A 20,697-nucleotide genomic window follows, 5' to 3' on the forward strand; every position below is an offset into this window, starting at 1 on the left:
CTTACATAGCAACGGAGAAGCACCATGGCTTACCAGCACCCTGCTTCTACAGACACAGACGGCACCTTTACCGCTCAACAGGCCGTCGCGGCAGGCATCGATTTTGCCGAGCTACAGGCATCGGCACTGGGGCTTTTCTGGAATCAGTATGATCCTGCTGACGGCGCCTGCCGTCTATGGCGCTGGCATGATGGCAAACCGCACTGCCTGACGCCGGATGGCTACAGTGCACGCAGCCGCGTTTATGAGTACGGAGGCGGCGCGTTTTGCCTGACCGAGTCAGAGGCCGTCTTCGTCAACGACTCGGATCAACAGCTTTACCGTCAACCACTCGATGGCAGCCAACCTGTGGCATTGACCCAGGGTAAACGCCGCTATGGTGATCTGCACTATGCAGCCAACCTCATCATGGCGGTGGAAGAAGCCCATGAGGACGAGGCCGTCATTCACCGGCTTGTCGCTATTTCCCTCGCAGACAGCCACCGTCAGGTCTTGGCCGAGGGTGCTGACTTCTACGCCTCGCCTACGTTGAGCCCCAGCGGCAAGCGCCTGGCCTGGATCGAGTGGAGTCGCCCACACCAACCATGGACCTCTACCCGCCTCATGTGCGCCGAACGCTTGGACAATAGGCAATGGGAGGCGCCGGTCTGCATTGCAGGCAGCGATCCGGAATCGATTCAACAGCCCCGTTTTGATGAACAGGACCAGCTCTACTGCCTGTCCGACCGTGACGGCTGGTGGCAACCGTGGGGAGAGTGCACATCAGGTGTCAGCAGGCTTACTGCCATCAAAGCCGATCATGCAGCAGCGCCCTTTCAACTAGGCGGCAGAAGTTGGTATAGCCTGGGTGGCGAGCGCTATATAGCCACTTGGTTCGAGGAAGGCTTCGGCCACCTGGGCAGACGCGAGGCCGATGGTCGAGTGCTGCGCTTCGCGGAAGACTTCACCCGCTTTCGCAGCCTGGCCCTGCATGATGGATACATCTATTGCATTGCCGCAGCGCCCAATCGTCCCTCGTGCATCCTTGAGATCAACGGGCAGAATGGCAACATCGAGATTCTGGCGGGCGGTATTGCGCCATTGCCTAACGAGCGCATCAGTCAACCCAAGGCCCTGCGTTACCCCAGCGGCGATGGCGAAGCGCACGGCTTTTTCTACCCGGCCATGACAGGAGAGGCCAAGCCCCCCCTGGTAGTATTCATTCATGGCGGCCCTACGTCTGCCTGCTATCCCGTCTTCGATCCCCGTATCCAGTACTGGACACAACGCGGCTTTGCCGTTGCCGATCTCAATTACAGAGGCAGCACCGGCTACGGACGGGAGTACCGCAACGCGCTTCACCTGCGCTGGGGTGAGGCCGATGTCGAAGATGCCTGCGCTGTAGTGGATTATCTGGCCGAGCAAGAATTGATCGAACCGGCCCACGCCTTTATCCGAGGTGGCAGCGCAGGTGGCTATACGGCCTTATGCGCGCTGGCGTTCCAGACTGTGTTTTGCGGCGGCGCCAGCCTGTACGGCGTAACGGATCCGGCCGCCCTGGCTCGCGTGACCCACAAATTCGAAGCCGACTATCTGGACTGGCTCATTGGCGACCCCAAGAAGGATCTGGAGCGTTACCGGGCGCGGACGCCTCTCCTGCATGCCGACACGATCGATGTCCCGGTCATCTTCTTCCAGGGTGAGCTGGACGCCGTCGTTGTCCCGGAGCAGACACGGGCCATGCTTCATGCACTCAAAGATCGCGGCATTCGTGCCGAAGGCTATTTCTACCCCAACGAACGCCATGGCTTCAGGCAGGCCAAGAACCAGGCCCATGCCCTTGAACACGAATGGCTGTTCTACCGCAGTGTGATCGATCAGAACGCCTGATACAGGCGGCTTTCGGCGTTTCGCTGCCGGAAGCCGCCTCCTTGACGCTTGCAGCACACCAACCGACGACGGTATAAACCACTCGTCTCTTGGACGAGGTCAGGCTCTTGCGCCTAAGTGCCAGTAGCGATACATCTTGCCTCGAGCGTGCCATATTCTTGCACAGGTCACATGAGGAACCCCGCGATGGAACCGCAAGTCCGCCCTGCTCCCACCCTCACCGATTACCTCTACGCCTCCCCTGTCAAAAACGAGCTTGATGAGAGCCTTGATGTTGTCGAACGCCTGTTGACCCGCTCTGAGAACCGAATTGCGGAGTTGATCGAACTGGGCAATATGAGCAGCGACCTCAAGCTGATTCATATCCAGAACATCGAATCGATGATTACGGCCGCCGTGCGGCAGACGGAAGACTCATCCAACCACATGCGAGCTCATGAGGTCATTGAATTCTGTCAGCACCTTCGAGGCACCTTGCGCCCGAGTTGAAGAGGTACGCCTCTCATGTGCCAACCATGCAACATACCGATGTGAGAGTTCGCCCGGTTTTGCAATAAAGTTGGCATCCAGGGCTTCACAGATGAACTTACCCGATATGATTTGGGCGGTTGATTATCCTCTGTGAGAGCCAAGGAATGGACTCCCTGCATAGCCGTACCGCATCTTGTCTTGCTGTTTCCCTGCTGGTGGTTGCCGCCTGGTTTCTAGGACACGAAACCCAGGCGCAACCTTCACCCACGCTTACCACTAACCTGTCTGCCTACCCCAACGCACCTGCTGCACTGCCCAGCTCCGCCACACAGGCCGAACTTTCCGTTCGCCCCTGGAGACCTGCCAGCGCCAATATGCATCAGCGCCCGCAACGCTGGATTTTTTAACGCATATCACACGTTCCTGCAGGTCGTGCCCGGCCTGCAAAGACCTTGTCTTACACAACATCCGCCGCTTCACGTGTCGTATGAGCACGCGTTACGAAATAAAGCACCACGCCGACCCCGAGCAGAATGCCGGCACGCAGCCAGGTCTCCGCGCTCTGCTGACTCAAAAGCACCAGACACGACACGATCGCCAGCAACGGCACCAGCGTAGGGGTCCGGAAATGCGGCTGATCGACCTTGTCGCGGCGCAGCACCAAAACGGCCACGTTCGTACTCATGAATACAAAAAGCAGTAGTAGCACAACCGTCTCGGCCAGAGCCGACAACGTCCCTGTAACAGTCAACGCCATGGCTACAAGCGTTGTGGCAATAATCGCCACCCAGGGCGTACGCCGACGCGGCAGTACACGCCCCAGCACTGGGGGCAGCAGACCCTCCTCGGCCATGCCATAAGCTAGACGGCTTGCCATGATCATGGTCAGCAATGCGCCATTGGAAACCGCCAGCAAGGCCGCCACGGCAAACAGTTGCGGTGGTATGCCGTAGCCGGTTGCCCGAACCACGTCCAGCAACGGCGCAGAAGACTCCACCAGTTGTGCAGGTGACAAAACGATGGAAGCCGCCAGCCCCACCAGAACATATATTACGCCCGCGATCAGCAGCGCACCGAACAAGGTCCTTGGGTAAATACGTCTTACATCTTTCACTTCTTCGGCAATGTTGGCCGACACTTCAAACCCTACAAACGAATAGAAGGCGAGCAGCGCAGCGCCCAATACCGCCAGCGGTGGAGAAGTCCCCTCGGCAAATTGAAGAACCCGAGCCGGCTCACCCTGCCCATGACTTACATACAACACGGCCAGAATAACGACCAATAAAAGCCCCGACAGCTCGATCAGCGTCATGACCAGATTGGCATTAAGCGATTCCTTGATCCCACGCGCATTAAGCAGAGCCACTAGCGTTAAAAAGACCAGTGCTGTCATCGTGGGCGAAACGTGAATAAACGCCCCGAGATAATCACCCGCAAAGGCCAGGGAAAGGCCGGCAGCACTCGTGACACCGGCAGCCAACATCGAAAAACCCACTAGAAAGGACACAAGGGGATGCTTGAAGGCCCGTGCAGCAAACACCGCAGCACCTCCAGCTTTTGGATATTTGGTGACGAGCTCTGCATACGAGGCCGCCGTCAACATAGCAAATCCCATTGCCACTACCAGAGGCACCCAGATGGCTCCGCCTACCTCACCTGCAATCTTCCCCGCCAGTGCATACACCCCGGCCCCAAGCACATCCCCGAGGATGAATAACAGCAGCAAAGGACCTGTAATCGCGCGGCGCAGTTTTGTATCGGGCTCGGGTGAAGACGTCGACATATGTAATCTTCCTATGAATGTCAGGCTCTGACAGGTGAATTGGCAAGTCCGGGTCAGAACAGGACATTCACTGCACGCCGCTGTAACCCTTCCGTCTAACCAAGCCTCTACTGGCAATACGTGTTGAAGCTTCATTCATCGACCGCATGACGTTGCTGTCGGTTCGATATCCTGTCGATATATCCATTAGGACGCTATTGGTTTTCGGAACCAAGTAAGGATGAGCGTTATCAGCTTAGTAACGTCAAACAGACCTCATCCAACTTGTTATCTATTTAGTGGAGAACGCACATGTCAGCTTCCAAGGTTGCCCTGGTCGTTGGGGCAAGCGGCATCATCGGTAATGCCGTTGTTGAAACTCTGGCCGAAAATCCTGAATGGCGGGTCCGCGCCGTCCGTCGTACCTTCGTACCGAACGTTGAAACCATTGATCTTGATCTGACTGACGCCAACGCTACGGCCCAGGCGCTGAGCCAGGCGGGGGATACAACTCATGTCTTTTATGCAGCGTTACGCCCTGATAGCAGCCTGGCCAAGGAAGCCGACATTAATGGCGCCATGCTGCGCAATGTACTGGACGGCCTGAAGTCTGCCGGCGCTAAGCTCCAACGTGTCGTTCACTACCAGGGGGCCAAGGTTTACGGCGTGCACCTGGGTCCAACAGCGGCGCCTTTTTATGAGGACGACCCGCGCCACCTTTCGCCTAATTTTTATTACACCCAGGAAGACCTGCTGCGCGAGCGCGCCGCCCAGGGAGAATTCGAGTGGTCTATCCTGCGCCCTGATGTGGTGGTGGGTGATATTGCAGGCAACCCCATGAACATCGCGCTGGTCATTGGGGCCTTCGCAGCCCTGAGTAAACAAGCCGGTGTGCCCTTGCGCTTTCCGGGCTCGATGAAAGCTTATCGTGAGGTGCTGGCCCAGTTGACCGATGCGCGCTGGCTGGCACGAGCCAGTATATGGGCGGCGCTGGACCCGGCCGCTCGCAACGAAGCGTTCAACCTGGTCGGCGAGCCGTTCCGCTGGGAGCGGCTCTGGCACAAGATTGGTAAAGCTCTGGATATGGACGTCGCCGATCCGCAGCCTTTCTCACTGGCAACACAGATGCCGAGCAAGGCTGACGACTGGCAAAAACTGGCTGAGCAGCACCAGCTGGAATCCGTACCGTATGAGAAGCTTGTAGGCTGGAAGTTTGGCGATTTTGTCTTCAACACCGAGTTCGACATGATCTCGGATATGGGCAAGATTCGTCGTGCAGGCTTTACAGAAGCGGTCAGCACCGAAGATTGCCTGATAGGCGCAATCAAGCGCCTACAGGAAAAGAAATATATACCTTGAGTCATAGGTCTCGCCCAGGGCTTTCCTTGGGCGAGCCTTCCCCCTGCTACTGAGCCGAGGCGTGCATTGCCTTGTCCGGTGAAGTCCGCAATGCCGGTGACAAGGACTGAACTGCTTTCCAGGCAGCCTGCTGCAACTCTCCTGCGTTCGCCTTTTCCAGCCGCTTGGACTCTGCTGCACTAGGCTGGGGCGGCATCTGACCGTAGATCAGCGAATAAAACACCGAAGCGCCTATATACGAGCCGGTGAAGGAAGGATGGCTACCGTCAGGCAGGAACAGCGACGGTTGAGGCTTTTCCGCCAAAGCAGTCTGCCAGGCCTGCCCCACTGGCGCCAACAGCGCACCCAGCTCATTGGCCAGTGTCGTGTACGCCTTATCCAGCTTAGCCTGCATCGCCGGGTCATTCTGGCGAGCCCACGTCAGGTACAGGATTGTCTTGGCACCGTTCTTTTTGACCTCAGCATCGATCAGCCGGGCATACTTGTACATGAAGTCTGGATTCTTGACCGGCAACATGCTGTGCTCCTGCAAGACGACGTAGTCCCACTTCTGCTCCTGCAATGCCTGCTGAACGTCCTTTTTCGTCCAATGCTGCTCAAGCGATGCGCCCGAGAAAGCCAGCGTCTTGGTCTCGATCGGACGGGCCTGCTTGCCTTGCCTGGACATCTCACTCAGTACGGCTGGCAAGTCATTGACATAGGTATAGCTGTTACCTACAAACAGAATTCTGATTGGATCCGACTGGCTCTGCTGAGCCTGAGCATATGCCGCACCTGCCAGAAACATAAGGAAGAGCATCGTGATCTGTCGAATGCTGATTCGCATGCGTGTCCTCTCTGCGCATTAAAAATGAAACGCCTCGAGGCAACTGATGCCACCGAGGCCTTCACTCTGACAGGCATTACCCTGCTTTTGTTAGCCTGTAACCGTGCGTTACCTCGCACAACACAAACGTTTATGAAAGCAGGCGTGTTTTTAAGTCCCTCAACAGGTGAGTAAAAGCCCTCGTCAAGCATGCCGTTTAAATAAACTATTTTTAATTCAAAAACAAAAAGAGGTGCCTTGAAAAACTATGCAAGGCACCTCTTTTGATCAGAAAATATCAAATAAAATTAAATCAACAATTACATCTGACCATCAAATAGATTAAATAACTCTATTAATTATCATTGCAACCAGAACCCGAAACCTGATACTCCATTACATGAACTTTGTCATTATGGTCTTCATATGTCATGCGTACAGGACGGACACCGCAGAAACTGGTGATATCGGGACTGTCGATGACACGTTTGATATCCAGGTGGTCTGAATACGTGTAATGCTCGACAACAGGCGTGCTGGCGGCATCGGAGGGGATTTTGTCAGCTAATACGGAACTGCTGGCAAGGACAAGGGCAGCTACAATCAAACTTTTCATTTTCATCTCGCTTCCAACTATAAAGTTACCTTCTCCCTGATAAACAAGCAGGCGAATACCTACTTATAAACAGGTCCGGGGTTTGTTCTTTAATTATCGGAACGGGGCAGCACAGGGAGATGACGTAATGATTACAGAAAAGTCATTGTAGATATAATGCCCAGTGGACAAATGAATATTGCCTAATAAGTAACGAATAGTCTTTAAGTGCCAATACCGTTTAAACACCCTTTCAAATTGAGAAACAGTTCATTCTTTAAAGGTGCTAAAGGGCAATTTGGGGCAAGCTCATGAAGCCCTAGTCGTCCTTGCCCGGACATACACGGGAGTCGCCGTTGCCTCTCTGCTGACTGATAGCCGCAACGGCACCCTCGCTCTAACCTTTTGACTTGCGTGGATCGGCGCTACGAGGATAGGTACGCTCCTCCTCAAGGGTGCCATCCACCTTGTGAATTTTGACTGACGCCTTCTTTCCCTCAAAAAACTCATGCATCTGCTCTACGAGCTGCGCCTTAGTCTCAGCGCTTTTGGAGGCACGGGCTGCGCCTTCCTTTTTCAGCTCCCAGCCCTTGTCGCCTTTAGTGACGTGATAGTTATCCATTGCTTTCTCCTGGTCTAGAAATACGCCTTTAGAAGACGCTCCTGTTAAGGACTGCTACGGCCTGAACAAAGTTTGCTAACACCTTGCCATTATCGGACCTAAACGAAAGCGCCTTTCCAGGCGCTTTTACCAAGGCAATCGCCCATCCATAAAAAAACGTTAGTTTTTAAGCAATTAAATGAAAAAGAGGGGTTGACACAGGGCTTTGGAGAAAGAATAATGCGCGCCTCGGATGGCTACGTAGCTCAGCTGGTTAGAGCATAGCATTCATAATGCTGGGGTCCGGGGTTCAAGTCCCTGCGTAGCCACCACCTATTTCTAGGGTCTAGCTTCGGCTAGACCCTTTTTTATTGCCTGCGAAAAATTTCCATAAAAAAGCCCGCTACATTGCGGGCCTTTTTAAGCCTTTGCCACTTAAGCGCCTGTAGCTCCTACTGCACGCAGGTTAGCTACAGGCCTGGCCTTTACCGCCCGCAAATCCTTGAGGAACTTGTCACGCCAGGAGGCCAGATCATTCTTGCGGATAATCCGCATCATGTCCTCATAGCGATCCTTACGCTCCTGTAGCGGCATACTAATGGCGCGATCAAGGGCTTCGGCCATGCCCACCACATCGTAAGGATTCACAATAAGCGCCGAGTTGAGCTCACGGGCTGCCCCTGCAAAACGCGAGAGTACCAATACGCCAGGATCTTCTGGATCCTGCGCAGCCACATATTCTTTGGCTACCAGATTCATACCATCTCGCAGCGGCGTTACCAGACCAATATCTGCAGAGCGGAACAGCCCCATGACGGTACGGCGGTCATAGCTCTTGTTCAGATAACGAATCGGTGTCCAATCCAGCTCGGAGAAGCGACCATTGATATGGCCCGCCTGGGACTCAAGCTGTTGACGAATATGCTGATAGGTTTTCACATCGGAGCGAGAAGTCGGTGCGATCTGAACAAACTGCACCCGCTTGCGGTGCTCAGGAAATCGCTCTAGCAGCTTTTCATAAGCGCAAAAGCGTTCCACCAGCCCTTTTGAGTAATCAAGACGGTCCACGCTGACAATCGTCTTATAAGGCACACCTTCGATACTGCGCGAGATGAAGTTACGGCGTGCGCGGTAGGATTCGGCCTGCTTGATAATATCGTCCGGTACAGTACCGATCGGATAGACCTCGGCACGGAAGTTATGGCCATACGCCGTAAGGCTGCCATCGCTCTCCAGCACGCCACGAACTTCGCGTGTAATGTAATCCTGGAATGCCAGCTTGTCCGTTTCCGTCTGAAAGCCCACCACATCATAGAAGCACAACGTCTTGAGCAGCTCATTGTGTGGCGGAATGGCTGTCAGGATTTCAGGCGCCGGGAACGGTGTGTGCAGGAAGAACCCGATACGGTTGCGGATACCGATCATCTGACAGGCTTCCGCAAAGGGAATCAGGTGGTAATCATGCACCCAAATGATATCGTCAGGCTTTAACAGAGGCTTGAGACGCTCTGCCATAGCTGCGTTGACGCGACGGTAACCATCGTACTCTTCCCGGCTGTAGCGCGAGAGATCGACACGATAGTGAAAAACCGGCCACAGCGTTGCATTGGCAAAGCCGCGGTAATACTGATCATAGTCACGCTTGTTGAGCGCGAAGGTATGATAGGTGATGTTATCGTGTGTCTCGTTCTTGCCGGGCGGCACTTCCTCATTGGAAACATCGCCATTCCAGCCCAGCCAGATACCGCCTGACTGCCGCAATGCGTCGAGCACGCCTACTGCCAATCCTCCCGACGGAGCCTTTCCCGGTTCAATGGGTGCTACACGGTTAGAAACTACCACCAAACGGCTCATCTTCAATCCTCTTGTTCTACGCGTGCGTTACCGGCTTGTTCTGCCAGGCCGCACAGCCAATCGGCCACAGCTTCGACCGACTCCAGTCGTTGCTGCGCCACAGTCGAGCCTTCTCCGATTTTGATGGAAAGGCCTCCCATTTCATTGATGACTTCAAAGCCAGCCTCGTCGGTCAGGTCGTCACCGAGAAAGACAGGGACTCGTCCATCGAAGGGTGCCTCACGCATGAAGGTACGTATCACCGCGCCCTTGCTCGCGCCTTTAGGCTTAAGTTCAAACACGCTTTTGCCGGGCTGTAACGTCAGCTGCTGTGGATAACGCTCAACCAGAGTTTCGGCAATCCGCCGCGCTTCATCTTCCAGCTCAGGCGCCTGACGATAATGCAGCGCAAACGCCATGCCTTTGCTTTCCAGATAGAGTGTAGGATGCGATTCAATGGCAGCGCCAAGCTCTGCGCCTACGCGCGTTAGCAGATCAGCGTCGAGCGCCAGACGATGCATCTGGCCTGAATAATCGCGGCGCTCGGCACCATGAATGCCTCCGGCTGGCAATTGCAACGGCTTGACCAGATGGTCAATATCATCGATTCGGCGTCCAGACACTACCGCGACAGGAATGCCTGCCTGGGTAAGCGTATGAATTGAAGAAAGCGTTTTTTCAGGAATAAAAACCTGCTCCGGGCGGGGCTGTAGGGCAGCAAGCGTTCCGTCCAAGTCGAGAAAAAAAGCGCAGCGCTGAAGAGGTACGGGTAATTCGATCTCTGAATTCATCATGTACGCTCTGACTGTGAATTTTCATCATCGTTCGAAGGGTTTTCGACAACTCCTTGGCAGATCGAGCATAGGCGAATAAAAGGAATCCCGTCGCCTAAATGGGGTCACACCAACATGACCCGACTGTATGGGATAGCCGAATCTCTTGAGGAGACGCTTATGAAAAAGCCTGATATGAACCGAGACCCTCTGCCCATCGACGATAACGAAGACCGCATGGGCGGCATGCAGGAACTGAACTTCAACGATGAGCTATTCCATGGCAAAGACCGAGGCCAGCAGACCGAAGAAGACTACGAAGGCCAGTTCCCCCCGGAGCGCGTCAGTGAAGCGGGCATGACGGAAGGCGAAACAGCCGATCACCACGTTACCTTGGATGACATGACGCCTGAAACCTTGCTGGACGACTCTGGCGCACGTAATCCGAATGAATACGGTGATGCATGGCCTGTCGACAAGGAACTGACCGTAGTCAGTGACAGGGACATCGGTGGTGGCGTTGGCATGGACGAAGCCGAAATGGGCCGCGTCCTGCCGCTGGATGGTGAAAAATGGGATGGCAACCCGGACGAAGTGAACGAGGCCGACCAGCGCCGTGCCGAGAACTCAGCCGACCTGGATGCAACCGACCTTGATATTGAGCAGCCTGCTGATGATTTTGATCTGAACGAGAAGAAGCCAGGACATTAAGTCCTGGCTCAGTCCAGCAGTGTGCACGCCATAACCAGGGCATCTTCTCGCCCGCCGGCGGCAGGATAGTAATCCCGACGACGGCCTATTTCATTGAAACCATAGCGTTCATAGAGTCGATAGGCCGCTTGGTTACTTTCGCGAACTTCAAGAAAGCACTCTCTGGCATCAGCCAGGCGAGCCTGCTTCATAAGGTGATCCAGGAGCTGGTAACCCAGGCCTTTACCCTGGCTTTCCGGCTTCACGGTGATGTTCAACAGATGGGCCTCATCCAGAATGACATTGATCACACCGTGTCCCACTTGCTGCTCACCTTCAAACATTACCCAGCAGTTGTAGGACTTAAGGCCGTCCAGAAAAATACCGCGTGTCCATGGGTGACTAAAGGCAGCATATTCAATCTTGAGAACAGCATTAAGATCGGCTTCGGTCATCGGCCGAAAATGAATGGAATCGCTCATCTAACATCTGTCCAACGGGGGCGGATACGCTGCATGGCACGCCATACATCAGCTTTTAGGCGGGGTTGCTCCATGAGGGCTTCAAGCCCCGGAATGACCCAGGCAGAACCGAGACTATCCAGTCGGATTTCCTGGCATTCGATTTTCGCATCATCGCTTGAAACAAAGCGAGCGGCGGCGCTACCTACCAACCAGAGGCAATCGCAGGTTTCGGTTTCCAGTTGAGAGCCCACAACACTCTGCACAAAGGTTCGCGCTTCGGCAGGCCCCTGATCAAGCGCTGCATTGGCCAGTAACGGCCAGCGAATAGGCTCACCCAATGATTGAGGGCTATCAGGCAGGCCAGCCGCATGCAGCATGTTTCTGAGGAGTACATAGGCAGGATCACGTCCTGCCAGGGAAGCGCCTGCCGGTAGATCGACCAGCAGAAGGCAAGATCCGGCTCGCAGTAATTGCAGGGAAAAGCGAGGCGGCGCTTCTCGCTTGACCGGCTCAGGACGAGATTCAGACTCAGGCGGCGTGGCGACCTTGGCCGCAGAAACAGTAGGACGCTCCGGCCGAACCAGCTTTGCAGCCGGCGCCTCCACCTTGGGGGCTGGCCGAGCGACAGCCGGTGCTGGCTCCTCGGGCAAGGCAGTTGGATCGACATATGCCAGCAATTCCGGACGGGAAGGTGCAGCAAAAGGCAGCGTCGTTCGTGGCAGCCAGACGTCTATCTGCATGGCGCGCAGATACGCGCGGCGCCGATCTTCGGCCATCATTGGCAGCATTCCGTCAGCAACAAAAAAGTCATACGGCTCATCATAGGTCAGCGCCGCAGCGGACGCTGTAAAAAGACTAATTATCGCGCGCCTTGCTACCTGACGGAAAGGCCAAAGCGTACTCATTACGCAAACTGGTCGACCACATGTCAAAGCTGATCCTTTAGCCCAGGGCCATACAGTACAATTGACTCTTTTGTGCAAACGGCCCCGTCATGATCGATCCCAAGCGCGTTCTCCGCGCACTTGCCGAACACTGGGCGCAGCTGGACCCACTGTGCGAGCACTTCGACAGCGGCACGCTGAGCCTTGTAGAACTCCGCACCCGGCTTGGAGCCCAGCTACCTGACAGCACGCCAGCCGATATCACGGCACTACTCGATGCGTGGATCCGTCTGGATATTCTGGTCCCGGTTGCCAAGAGCCCCAACCGCTTCGAGCTTAACGCACAGATTCATGATTTCCTGGCCTACCTGCGTCGCGAACACCGCTTGGGGCTGTGCCTTGAAATCGAAGCCTACCTGCGCCACCTGGAACGGCTTGCCGCTCATATCCAGGACGCCTTCGAAGCACGAGACAGCAACGAGCTGGCCCGACAGCTGCGCCTTTTGGATATGCGTGTACGGGACGTCCTGAAAAAGCTGAGTAACGACGAGCATGCCCTTGTAGGGGTCGCCGAGCGGGCCAAGACCAGTGATCGTCAGATCCCGTTGCGGCAGCGTTACGCCGAAGTCCTGGCTACCTGGGACGAATATGTCGAACCCATGATTCAGCTCGTCTCGGCCGATGGTATCTTCGAGAAAGGCGTCAATCGGGTCGAGCACGTCCTGTTACGCCTGATGGGTGAGCAACATCGCCTGGGAAAGCTGGTCGATGATGATCTGCTGCTACGCACCCATGCCCGAATCCTTGAAATGCAGACGACGGCCCAACTCTCGCTGCGCCGTGCACGTGAACTACTACTGCCGCTACGTGAAGAAGCCCGCCGCCACAATGCCATTACTCGTGGCGCGGCTCTAGCGTTGGCTGCTATACGCCGTAAAGGTCTGGATGCCGTTCCGCAGACAGCCATGCCCCTCTTCAGTCGCCCCCAGAGCGTCTTCCTGGGTACAGCCTCTCAGGTGGAAAGCTATGTATACGCCCTGGCACGCTTCGAGCCCAAGCCAGCGCAATTTCCCAAGGCAAGCGATTCACGCAAGGAAACCACGAAGCCCAAGGCACCTCGTACCGCCCGTGAAATGCTGGATCGCTGCGAAAATGCCCTGCCTATGCCGGACCTCATGATCTGGCTACTCGAACAGGAGCCTGAAGGCGCCACCGACGAGCTCCTGTACTGGTTCTCTCGTCTCTCCCGTGACAGCCGCTTCCAGCGCGAGCGTCTGCCGCGCCGTGATTACGATACTGCCGAGCACCGGGTCAGCCTGTGCTCTTTCGCCCTCTCCGCCCGAGATACTGCGAGCACCACCCATGCACATTGATTTAACTGAACTCTCCTTGCTTGCGCCGATTTTCCGCGAGCTGCTCAAGGGCTTTCATATCAGCCGCCGCGAGCCCGAGCTATACGCACAACTGTCCAACCTTCAGGATGCCTATCGAACCCTCTTTAAGGCGCTGGGCTTCGAGCTTGTTTGCGATACACGTGGTTTTTATTACTTCGTGCCTGAACAAATGGGCGCCCAAGTAAACAAGACGGCCCAGCGCTTGGCGCTGTTCACGTTCATCATGGTCGAGCATCTGGCGGATCAGGGTCGTGATCCGCTCAGTGTTCTGGATGGCGGCAGCTTAGGTCGTGACGAACTGCCGGCCCTGCTGGAAAAGTACCGAGACCTGTTCCTGCAGGCTGAAGTACAAACGCAAGATGAGCTGGAGGAAAAAATCCTGCGACGCCTGACCCAGCTTGGCTTTGCCTCGGAAGACAACGGTATCTATCGCTTCCTGCCGCCCATGCACCGCTTTTTGGACGTCTGCCTGGCAGTTCAGCAGGACCGGGATCTGGCCGCCACGCTCCACAGTGATCTGCCCTTGCCCGCCCCCGAATTGCTTGATGACGATATCGACGCCTTGACGACACTTGATGAGGAGGACGAGCTGGCCCGAGCCGTCGCAGAAGAACGCGCTTACCAGGAGACCGACGCATGAGCCTGACCCGTTACGGCATCCGCCGCTTTGCCCTGCTCAATACAGCGGGTTACAGCCTGGGGCTTTTTCCGCTTGAACATCCGCTGTCAGTCTACGGCGCCAACAACCTGGGCAAGAGCGCCTCAATCAATGCGCTTCAGTTTCCTATCCTGGCGCGCATGTCTGACATGAGCTTTGGCAAGTACAACCTCGAGCAATCACGCAAGTTCTACTTCGCTACCGACACCAGTTACATCCTGGTAGAGCTCTCCCTGCCCCACGGACCCCATGTGATTGGTGTAGTAGGCCGAGGGCCGGGAGGCGGTTTTGGTCATCAGTTCTTTGCTTACGCTGGCGAGCTGGATCTGGCTCACTACCAGAAAAACGGCACCTGCCTAAGACAACGCGAGCTGTTCAAGAATCTGGAGCGAGAAGGCATCAAGGCTTACGAGGTCAAACCCGAGGAGCTAAGGCGTCTTCTGGTTGGCGGCCATACCTCCATTCCTCTGGACCTGACGCTGATCCCTCTGCGCTCCACCAGTGAACAAAGCCTCAAGACCTTCCGGGCCTTGTTTATCAACCTGCTCCACATGCGTGAAATCACGGCGGCCAAGCTCAAGCAATTATTCCTCGATGCCTTCGAACACAGCCTGCGCTCCGGCAGCGTCGACTATATCGCCGCTACTGAGGAAGCCTTCCGTGACGTACGTCGTATGGAACAGGACTATCAGGCTCTGGTCGCAGCCGGCCCGCTGGTAGAGGCGCTGGCCAACGGTGTCCAGCAACGCGAACGGCTGCGCGGTAAACTGCACCGCCTTTCGCCGCTGCTGGATGCACTTCTCGGTGCGTGGCAAACCTATTCCGAAGATCGCCGCGATGAGCTGGTCAGCCAGGCCGAACACTTGCGCAGCGAACAGGATCGCCTGCAGAACACTCAGCGTAACAGCACCCAGGAAATGATGCGTCTGGAACGCCAGCTCAGCGAGATCCAGCGTTGGCTGGGTGAGATGGCCGCCCTGAAGAACCGCTTTGCCCTGGTTGAATCTGCTGCTCAGCTCGAGCAGAACCTCATGGCTGCCAAAGACGCGCATGATGAGCTGGCCGGCGCCCTATCCCAGTCAAGACAGTTCAGCTGTGGCGATCTTGACGAGCGTGTCCGTGACCTTGAAAGGCGTCTTAAATCGATCGCTCAGCAATTGGATCACGCGGATAACAACAGCTATGCGCGTCTACGTGAGGAGTTTTCGCAGCAGGATGTTAATCGGCTGATGCGCCTGTTTAATGGCGCATTGTTCAGCCTGCCTTTGGGCGAACAGGGCGTCCGTCTGGATGATACCCAGTGGATGAAGACACTTACTACTGTACTGGATGGCTTCAAGGGGGATCGCTTCGAGGCTCCAGGCCTCTCAATAAACCTTTCATCCATTGAGCCTCCAACCTTGCAGGCGTTGGCTGACCGTGCTGCACTACGCGACCAGCGTGATCGTCTGGAACGCGAACTCAAGCAGCTCAAGACCCAGCAAGCCGTTGCCGCTGATCGCGTCCTGAGCAAGGCGCAGTCCGATAAGCTCTATCAGGAAGTACTGGATGCTCAAAAAGCTCTGGAAGACTTCCGTCGCTATCAAACCCTGGCTGCCCAGGAGGCTGAAAAACTCGAGCAGCTGGCTCAACTCGAAGCCTCCCAGGACGAGCTCAAGCGCTCAAGCGATGCATTTACTGAACGTGTTCAGCAGGTTTCCGTAAAGCTTCAGCTGATCGCACGCCAACTGGCCGATCTGGAAGCCAAGCAACGTATCCTGGACGACTCTCTGCGTCGCCGGCAGCTTCTTCCTAGCGATCTTCCCCAGGGAATTCCCTTCATGGAATCAGTAGATGACTCGCTGGATAACCTGCTGCCCCTGCTTAACGACTATCAAGACACCTGGCAAGCCTTGCAGCGTATCGATACACAAATCGACGCCCTCTATGCCCAGGTTCGCCTCAAAGGAGTCGCCAAGTTTGACAACGAAGACGACCCGGAGCGCCGACTGACCCTACTCGTCAATGCCTACGCCCATCGCCAGGACGAAGCACTGACGCTGGCCAAAGCTCGTCGCGCCGCTGTGACCGATATTGCCCGTACGCTGCGCAACATCCGTAACGACTACGACAACCTGGAGCACCAGCTGGGACTCTTCAACCGAGAAATCAACCGCCGTCAGGTTTCGAACCTGGAAAGCTTTCGTATTGTTCTCGCGCCAAACAAGGACGCGCTCAAGCACATCGATCAGATCATTCACAGCGCAGGCCAATATGAAGAGGGCGAAACGCTTTCTGTTTTCGATCTTACCCAAAGCGCCGAGCAGGACGCCAAGAACGAAGAGGCCAAGGAATATCTTGCTCGCCTGGTTGCAGCCAACCATAACCAGCTGGGCCTGAAAGATTTGTTCGAACTGGCCTTTGAAATTACCAAGGTCGGTGGCCAACCGATCATTCATACCGATATTGACGGTGCAGCCTCAAACGGCACGACCATGACCATCAAGGCACTGACCAACATGTACCTGCTCCTGCACTTGATGGATCGTGAACAAGCCAGCCGCATACGTCTGCCCTACTATCTCGACGAAGCCGCGGACATTGACGAACGCAATCAGATGGCCCTGATCGAGACGAGCCGCCAGCTAGGCTTTGTACCCATCCTGGCCAGCGTAAAGCCTCAGGTAGCCGCCCACGTGGCGATAGACCTTGAGGGCGGCAGCAGTCCGAATGGTATTTATATCGATGAGGATGACTGGAAATACATTCACCGCAAGGAAGAATCGGTCGCGCCTGCAATAACGGAGACGCTTGAAGAGGAACAGGCTTAGGCCTGTTCCTCTTAATTTGCGTTACCCAATTTGATCTTCGGCGACCAGCCCTGCCACTCAGGCTCTACTTCATCAAACAGAACGAATGTCTGGCCTGGCAGGGCCTGTTTACCCATATCCTGTTCAGGCGTGGCAAAGGCGATTCCACCTTCCAGAAGAGCCTCAAACGAGTTGCTGCGTAGCTTGACGCCCCTGAACAGGCTGGCATCCACCGCAACACCACTCGCATTCCAGAACCGCGTTCCGGCATGTATTAAAGAGGCATAACGTGGCTCGATCAGAATATGTACCAGTACACGGCTGGCCTCGCTACTCAACTCCAGGCGCGTAACCTTGCCTACCGGTATTTCCTTATAGCTCACCTCAACGCCTGGCTTAAGCGAACCACGTCGAGAAGCGCTGAGGACCAGATGCAGCCCCAGCTCTTTGTCCAACGTATTAGGTGGCTCGGGTAGAACATCGAAACGGGTCTTGGCGACACCTGCACGAGCAGCCGGTGAGACTTCGATATAGCGTCCGGTTACCAACGTACCAAGATTTTCCGTTCTCAAGAGCCCCAGTTCGGGCTTTACTACCCAGAATTGAGCACCCAAGCTGGCAATACGGTCTTCCGCGTCGGTCACGCGAACCTTGACCCTTACACTGGCCAAGTCATCTGCCAGCTCGACATCTTCTACCTGCCCCACCTTCAAACCACGAAAATTAAGCGGAGTTCCAGGCTTCATGCCTTCGCCGTTATCCATACGCAGCTCAATCAGTGTGCCTTTACGTATCGCCTCATCTTGATCCTTGAACAGCGAAAAACGATGTGCATCACCTACACGTTTGGCTTTTAGATCCGGCGTAGAAAATGCAATTCCGCCAGCAATCAACGTTTGCAGCGACTCGCTTTTGACCTGAACACCATTCAGATTACCGGTAAGCGTCACGCCGCTGGCATTCCAAAAGCGAGTCGAAGAGTTGATAAGAGACGCGTATTCAGGCTCGATATGTATACCGATAACAACCCTCTGTTGATCGCGAGACAGCTGATAGCTTTGCACGCTTCCCACTTGCATTTGCCGATAGAGAATCGGGCTTCCAATATCAATTGAATTCAAATGATCACTGAACAGAACCAAGTGCAGACCAGGCGCATCTGTGTTCAATGGAGGCGCTTTGGAGCGAATCGTGAACTCGCGAGCGGGACGTCCGTGCTTGGCAAACCGCACGGCAAGGTAATTTCCTTTTACCAATGCCTCGATTCCCGTTACGCCTGCCAGTGAAATCGAAGGCTTGACCGTCCAGAACTCACTGCCCGCATTCATGAGCGATTCGGTGCGAGGATCCATCATCAACTCGGCAGTAGCACCGGTATAGTCCTCATTCATGCTCAAGGATTTCATGGTACCTACTTGCACACCATTGAACATGACAGGCGTGCGTCCCGGATTAAGCCCTGCAACATCGCGCACATGCAGAACCACCTTGTAACCCGCCTCGGCAGCCTCATAATCGCTATACAGCTTGAAAGGAGAGCTGTTGGTAGGTGGACTGTCTTCATGGTTTCCAGGCGTGAAGAAGGCAATCCCGCCCGCCGCAAGACTTATGATCGACTCACTATGCACCTTGAAGCCGTCAAGCCCACCGGAAACACTGATACCGCTGGCGTTATAAAAGCGGGTATGTTTGCGGACAAGGTGCGCATATTCTTCACGGACATGAATCTTGACCTCGACAACTCGAGGATCGCTGCCTAGCTGATACCCTTCTACCTGCCCAACTTCCAGCTGCCTGTAATACACAGGGCTACCCTGTATAAGAGAACCTAATCGTTCGGCTTTGAGCGTAAGGTGCAGGCCGGGCAAATTACTGGTTAATGGTGGAGGATCGCGCAATGCCACAAAATCCCGTGCAGCCTCTCCGCCGCCAGGCTGAATTGCAATGTACTGCCCAGAGACAAGGGTTTCCAAGCCGGTTACACCTGCTAACGACACGCGGGGTTTCACCAGCCAGAAACGTGTTTCAGAACGCAGGTATTTCTCGGCATCCTTGTTGATATTAATCGTAGCGATAACTCCCCGGCTATCCTCTGCGACCTTAATATGACTTACCTTACCCAGAGAGATACCTTTATAAAGCACCTCTGTTCGATCAACACTAATACCTTCCCCATCATCAAAGCGGATCGTGGCTTGCGTTCCAGACTCGTTATAAGCCTTCCACCCCAACCAGGCAGCAATGGCCAAGGCAATCAGTGGTAACACCCAAAGGGCAGACCAACGTGAGGCAGGACGTATTACAGGCTGGGGCAAATCACTCATCGTTATCCTCTGAGCAAGTGTGATCCCAGATCAATCGAGGATCAAAAGTCTTTGCAGCAAGCATGGTCAAAATTACTACAGCTGCGAAAGCGATAGCGCCGGGATTGGCATCCACGTTGGCAAAATTACCGAAATTGACCAGGGTTACCAAAATTGCGATTACGAAGATATCAAGCATGGACCAGCGTCCAATCCACTCGATAAAACGGAACAGAAACATGCGCTGCCGAGCGCGCATTGCTCTTTTGCGCTGGACGGAAATCAACAGCCAGGCCAGTCCAATAAGTTTGAATGTAGGGACAATAATGCTGGCGACAAAGACGACTGCAGCAATAGGAATCATCCCGTTGTTAATCAAGTCAATGATGCCAGAGATGATGGTTGACGGTTCGCCCTTGCCAAAATAGCTCACCGTCATGATGGGCAAAAGATTTGCCGGAACATAACAGATAGCGGCGGCAACCAGTAGCGCCCAACTCCTCGATATGCTCTTGGGAATACGGGGATAAAGAGCCGCTCCGCAACGACTGCAAGAGTTGGCAGGCTTGTTTAACTTATGACATTCACGGCATACCCATAGGCCTTGATCAACGGCCCGCATGACCAGACTCCACCTCTATTTCCTGCCATAACTGCTGGGGTGACATAAGCGAGTCCAGCCAGACCTGGATAAGCAGTAGAGCCGTAAAGCAAAACAAACCCACACCCAGGCTTAATTCGGCTACATCGCCAACTTTGACCATCGCAACCAGGATGCCTAACAAGTAGATCTCCCACATTCCCCACTCACGAAGATGCTGATAGCACCTTAGCAATAAGATACCTGTTGACCTGATTGAAGGTCGCTTAAGGCTGATAAGGACCAGCAACTGACAAATCAGTTTAATGAGAGGAATAAATAGGCTACACGAGAGCACAAGTGAAGCAATGATCGTCATGTCTGCTTTATAGAGCGCTATGACTGCACTCCAGACAGTGTCATATGTCTGTTGCCCGAACATTTTAAGCTTCATGATGGGCAGGAAATTAGCAGGTATAAAAAGAAGCAAAGCAGTCACGACCAAAGCGAGCCCCTTATCAACCACTCGCCTTTTAAAGTGATAAAGCTCATAGCCGCATCTTGAGCACAATATCTTGTGCTCAGTTTCTACTGCTAGTGTGACCTTTTGCATTAAAAGATCACACTCAGGACAAGCGATCAACGTATCAGGATCATGTGATGGATGTGGATTAAGAAGATCTGACATCGGCCTAGATTACCTGATAAATATATTCATCAGCCGATCATTCTGGCAGTGATAAGCAGCATATGGGAAGTTTTCCTGCCGCACAAAGCAAAACCCCCGGGCGGTTAGGCCTGGGGGTTTTGGGTATAGGTGCTTGACGATGACCTACTCTCACATGGGGAAACCCCACACTACCATCG

General features: G+C 54.7%; 19 protein-coding genes and 1 tRNA gene. 9 read left to right on the plus strand and 11 right to left on the minus strand.

Features of this window, described 5'->3' with window-relative positions:
* Positions 1 to 24: 24 nt before the first annotated feature.
* From HMPREF1487_RS07035 to HMPREF1487_RS07045, 3 genes are all read left to right on the plus strand, one after another.
* Positions 25 to 1,869, plus strand: coding sequence for a S9 family peptidase (locus HMPREF1487_RS07035; RefSeq protein ID WP_010795933.1), 1,845 nt, complete (start codon positions 25 to 27; stop codon positions 1,867 to 1,869).
* 186 nt (positions 1,870 to 2,055) lie between these two features.
* Complete coding sequence (locus HMPREF1487_RS07040) at positions 2,056 to 2,358, plus strand: hypothetical protein (protein ID WP_010795934.1); 303 nt, start codon at positions 2,056 to 2,058, stop codon at positions 2,356 to 2,358.
* A gap of 146 nt (positions 2,359 to 2,504) precedes the next feature.
* Positions 2,505 to 2,747, plus strand: a complete 243-nt coding sequence (locus HMPREF1487_RS07045) for a hypothetical protein (RefSeq protein ID WP_010795935.1) — start codon at positions 2,505 to 2,507, stop codon at positions 2,745 to 2,747.
* A 50-nt stretch (positions 2,748 to 2,797) separates the two neighbouring features.
* On the opposite strand, the gene HMPREF1487_RS07050 is transcribed toward HMPREF1487_RS07045, so the two are convergent.
* Positions 2,798 to 4,123, minus strand: a complete 1,326-nt coding sequence (locus tag HMPREF1487_RS07050) for an APC family permease (RefSeq protein WP_010795936.1) — start codon at positions 4,121 to 4,123, stop codon at positions 2,798 to 2,800.
* Positions 4,124 to 4,414: 291 nt separating this feature from the next.
* Between HMPREF1487_RS07050 and HMPREF1487_RS07055 the strand changes: the two genes are divergently transcribed.
* Positions 4,415 to 5,461, plus strand: coding sequence for an SDR family oxidoreductase (locus tag HMPREF1487_RS07055; RefSeq protein WP_010795937.1), 1,047 nt, complete (start codon positions 4,415 to 4,417; stop codon positions 5,459 to 5,461).
* Positions 5,462 to 5,507: 46 nt separating this feature from the next.
* On the opposite strand, the gene HMPREF1487_RS07060 is transcribed toward HMPREF1487_RS07055, so the two are convergent.
* The 3 genes from HMPREF1487_RS07060 to HMPREF1487_RS07070 all read right to left on the minus strand — a co-directional run bounded on the left by HMPREF1487_RS07060 (position 5,508) and on the right by HMPREF1487_RS07070 (position 7,483).
* Positions 5,508 to 6,287: an SGNH/GDSL hydrolase family protein gene (locus HMPREF1487_RS07060; RefSeq protein WP_010795938.1), complete on the minus strand. Its 780-nt coding sequence runs from the start codon at positions 6,285 to 6,287 to the stop codon at positions 5,508 to 5,510.
* Between the two features lie 334 nt (positions 6,288 to 6,621).
* Entirely contained in the window at positions 6,622 to 6,882 is a 261-nt protein-coding gene (locus tag HMPREF1487_RS07065; protein ID WP_037030550.1) for a DUF2790 domain-containing protein, read from the minus strand.
* A gap of 376 nt (positions 6,883 to 7,258) precedes the next feature.
* Positions 7,259 to 7,483 carry a DUF2188 domain-containing protein gene (locus HMPREF1487_RS07070; RefSeq protein WP_010795940.1) on the minus strand — a complete coding sequence of 75 codons (225 nt, stop codon included), beginning with the start codon at positions 7,481 to 7,483 and terminating at the stop codon, positions 7,259 to 7,261.
* Positions 7,484 to 7,717: 234 nt separating this feature from the next.
* Between HMPREF1487_RS07070 and HMPREF1487_RS07075 the strand changes: the two genes are divergently transcribed.
* Positions 7,718 to 7,794 (plus strand) — tRNA-Met (locus HMPREF1487_RS07075).
* 103 nt (positions 7,795 to 7,897) lie between these two features.
* On the opposite strand, the gene otsA is transcribed toward HMPREF1487_RS07075, so the two are convergent.
* Positions 7,898 to 9,316: an alpha,alpha-trehalose-phosphate synthase (UDP-forming) gene (gene otsA, locus HMPREF1487_RS07080; protein ID WP_010795941.1), complete on the minus strand. Its 1,419-nt coding sequence runs from the start codon at positions 9,314 to 9,316 to the stop codon at positions 7,898 to 7,900.
* Between the two features lie 2 nt (positions 9,317 to 9,318).
* Positions 9,319 to 10,086 carry a trehalose-phosphatase gene (gene otsB / locus HMPREF1487_RS07085; protein ID WP_037030552.1) on the minus strand — a complete coding sequence of 256 codons (768 nt, stop codon included), beginning with the start codon at positions 10,084 to 10,086 and terminating at the stop codon, positions 9,319 to 9,321.
* Between the two features lie 162 nt (positions 10,087 to 10,248).
* On the opposite strand from otsB, the gene HMPREF1487_RS07090 reads away from it, so the two are divergent.
* Entirely contained in the window at positions 10,249 to 10,779 is a 531-nt protein-coding gene (locus HMPREF1487_RS07090) for a hypothetical protein (RefSeq protein WP_010795943.1), read from the plus strand.
* Between the two features lie 8 nt (positions 10,780 to 10,787).
* Here HMPREF1487_RS07090 and rimI read toward each other — a convergent pair whose 3' ends face one another.
* A complete protein-coding gene (rimI, locus tag HMPREF1487_RS07095; protein ID WP_010795944.1) occupies positions 10,788 to 11,240 on the minus strand; it encodes a ribosomal protein S18-alanine N-acetyltransferase in 453 nt (150 codons plus the stop codon).
* Complete coding sequence (locus HMPREF1487_RS07100; RefSeq protein WP_037030554.1) at positions 11,237 to 12,001, minus strand: hypothetical protein; 765 nt, start codon at positions 11,999 to 12,001, stop codon at positions 11,237 to 11,239. The genes rimI and HMPREF1487_RS07100 overlap by 4 nt, the downstream gene beginning before the upstream one ends.
* A 215-nt stretch (positions 12,002 to 12,216) precedes the next feature.
* Here HMPREF1487_RS07100 and mksB point away from each other — a divergent pair, with 215 nt between their 5' ends.
* Genes mksB through mksF form a run of 3 tightly spaced genes read left to right on the plus strand, consistent with a single transcriptional unit; the run spans position 12,217 to position 16,968 of the window.
* A complete protein-coding gene (gene mksB, locus HMPREF1487_RS07105) occupies positions 12,217 to 13,479 on the plus strand; it encodes an Mks condensin complex protein MksB (RefSeq protein ID WP_010795946.1) in 1,263 nt (420 codons plus the stop codon).
* Positions 13,469 to 14,140 (plus strand): Mks condensin complex protein MksE, encoded by a 672-nt coding sequence (gene mksE / locus HMPREF1487_RS07110; RefSeq protein WP_010795947.1) that lies wholly within the window; start codon positions 13,469 to 13,471, stop codon positions 14,138 to 14,140. The genes mksB and mksE overlap by 11 nt, the downstream gene beginning before the upstream one ends.
* Complete coding sequence (mksF, locus tag HMPREF1487_RS07115) at positions 14,137 to 16,968, plus strand: Mks condensin complex protein MksF (protein ID WP_010795948.1); 2,832 nt, start codon at positions 14,137 to 14,139, stop codon at positions 16,966 to 16,968. Before mksE ends, mksF begins: the two co-directional genes overlap by 4 nt.
* 11 nt (positions 16,969 to 16,979) lie before the next feature.
* Here the strand turns inward: mksF and HMPREF1487_RS07120 are convergent, their stop codons facing one another.
* The 3 genes from HMPREF1487_RS07120 to HMPREF1487_RS07130 are packed head-to-tail and all read right to left on the minus strand — an operon-like array spanning position 16,980 to position 20,518.
* Positions 16,980 to 19,271 (minus strand): PqiB family protein, encoded by a 2,292-nt coding sequence (locus HMPREF1487_RS07120; RefSeq protein ID WP_010795949.1) that lies wholly within the window; start codon positions 19,269 to 19,271, stop codon positions 16,980 to 16,982.
* Positions 19,264 to 19,872: a paraquat-inducible protein A gene (locus tag HMPREF1487_RS07125; RefSeq protein ID WP_010795950.1), complete on the minus strand. Its 609-nt coding sequence runs from the start codon at positions 19,870 to 19,872 to the stop codon at positions 19,264 to 19,266. Before HMPREF1487_RS07125 ends, HMPREF1487_RS07120 begins: the two co-directional genes overlap by 8 nt.
* Entirely contained in the window at positions 19,859 to 20,518 is a 660-nt protein-coding gene (locus HMPREF1487_RS07130) for a paraquat-inducible protein A (RefSeq protein WP_037029806.1), read from the minus strand. Before HMPREF1487_RS07130 ends, HMPREF1487_RS07125 begins: the two co-directional genes overlap by 14 nt.
* Between the last annotated feature and the right edge of the window lie 179 nt (positions 20,519 to 20,697).

Source organism: Pseudomonas sp. HPB0071 (assembly GCF_000478505.2).
Classification (GTDB): domain Bacteria; phylum Pseudomonadota; class Gammaproteobacteria; order Pseudomonadales; family Pseudomonadaceae; genus Chryseomonas; species Chryseomonas luteola.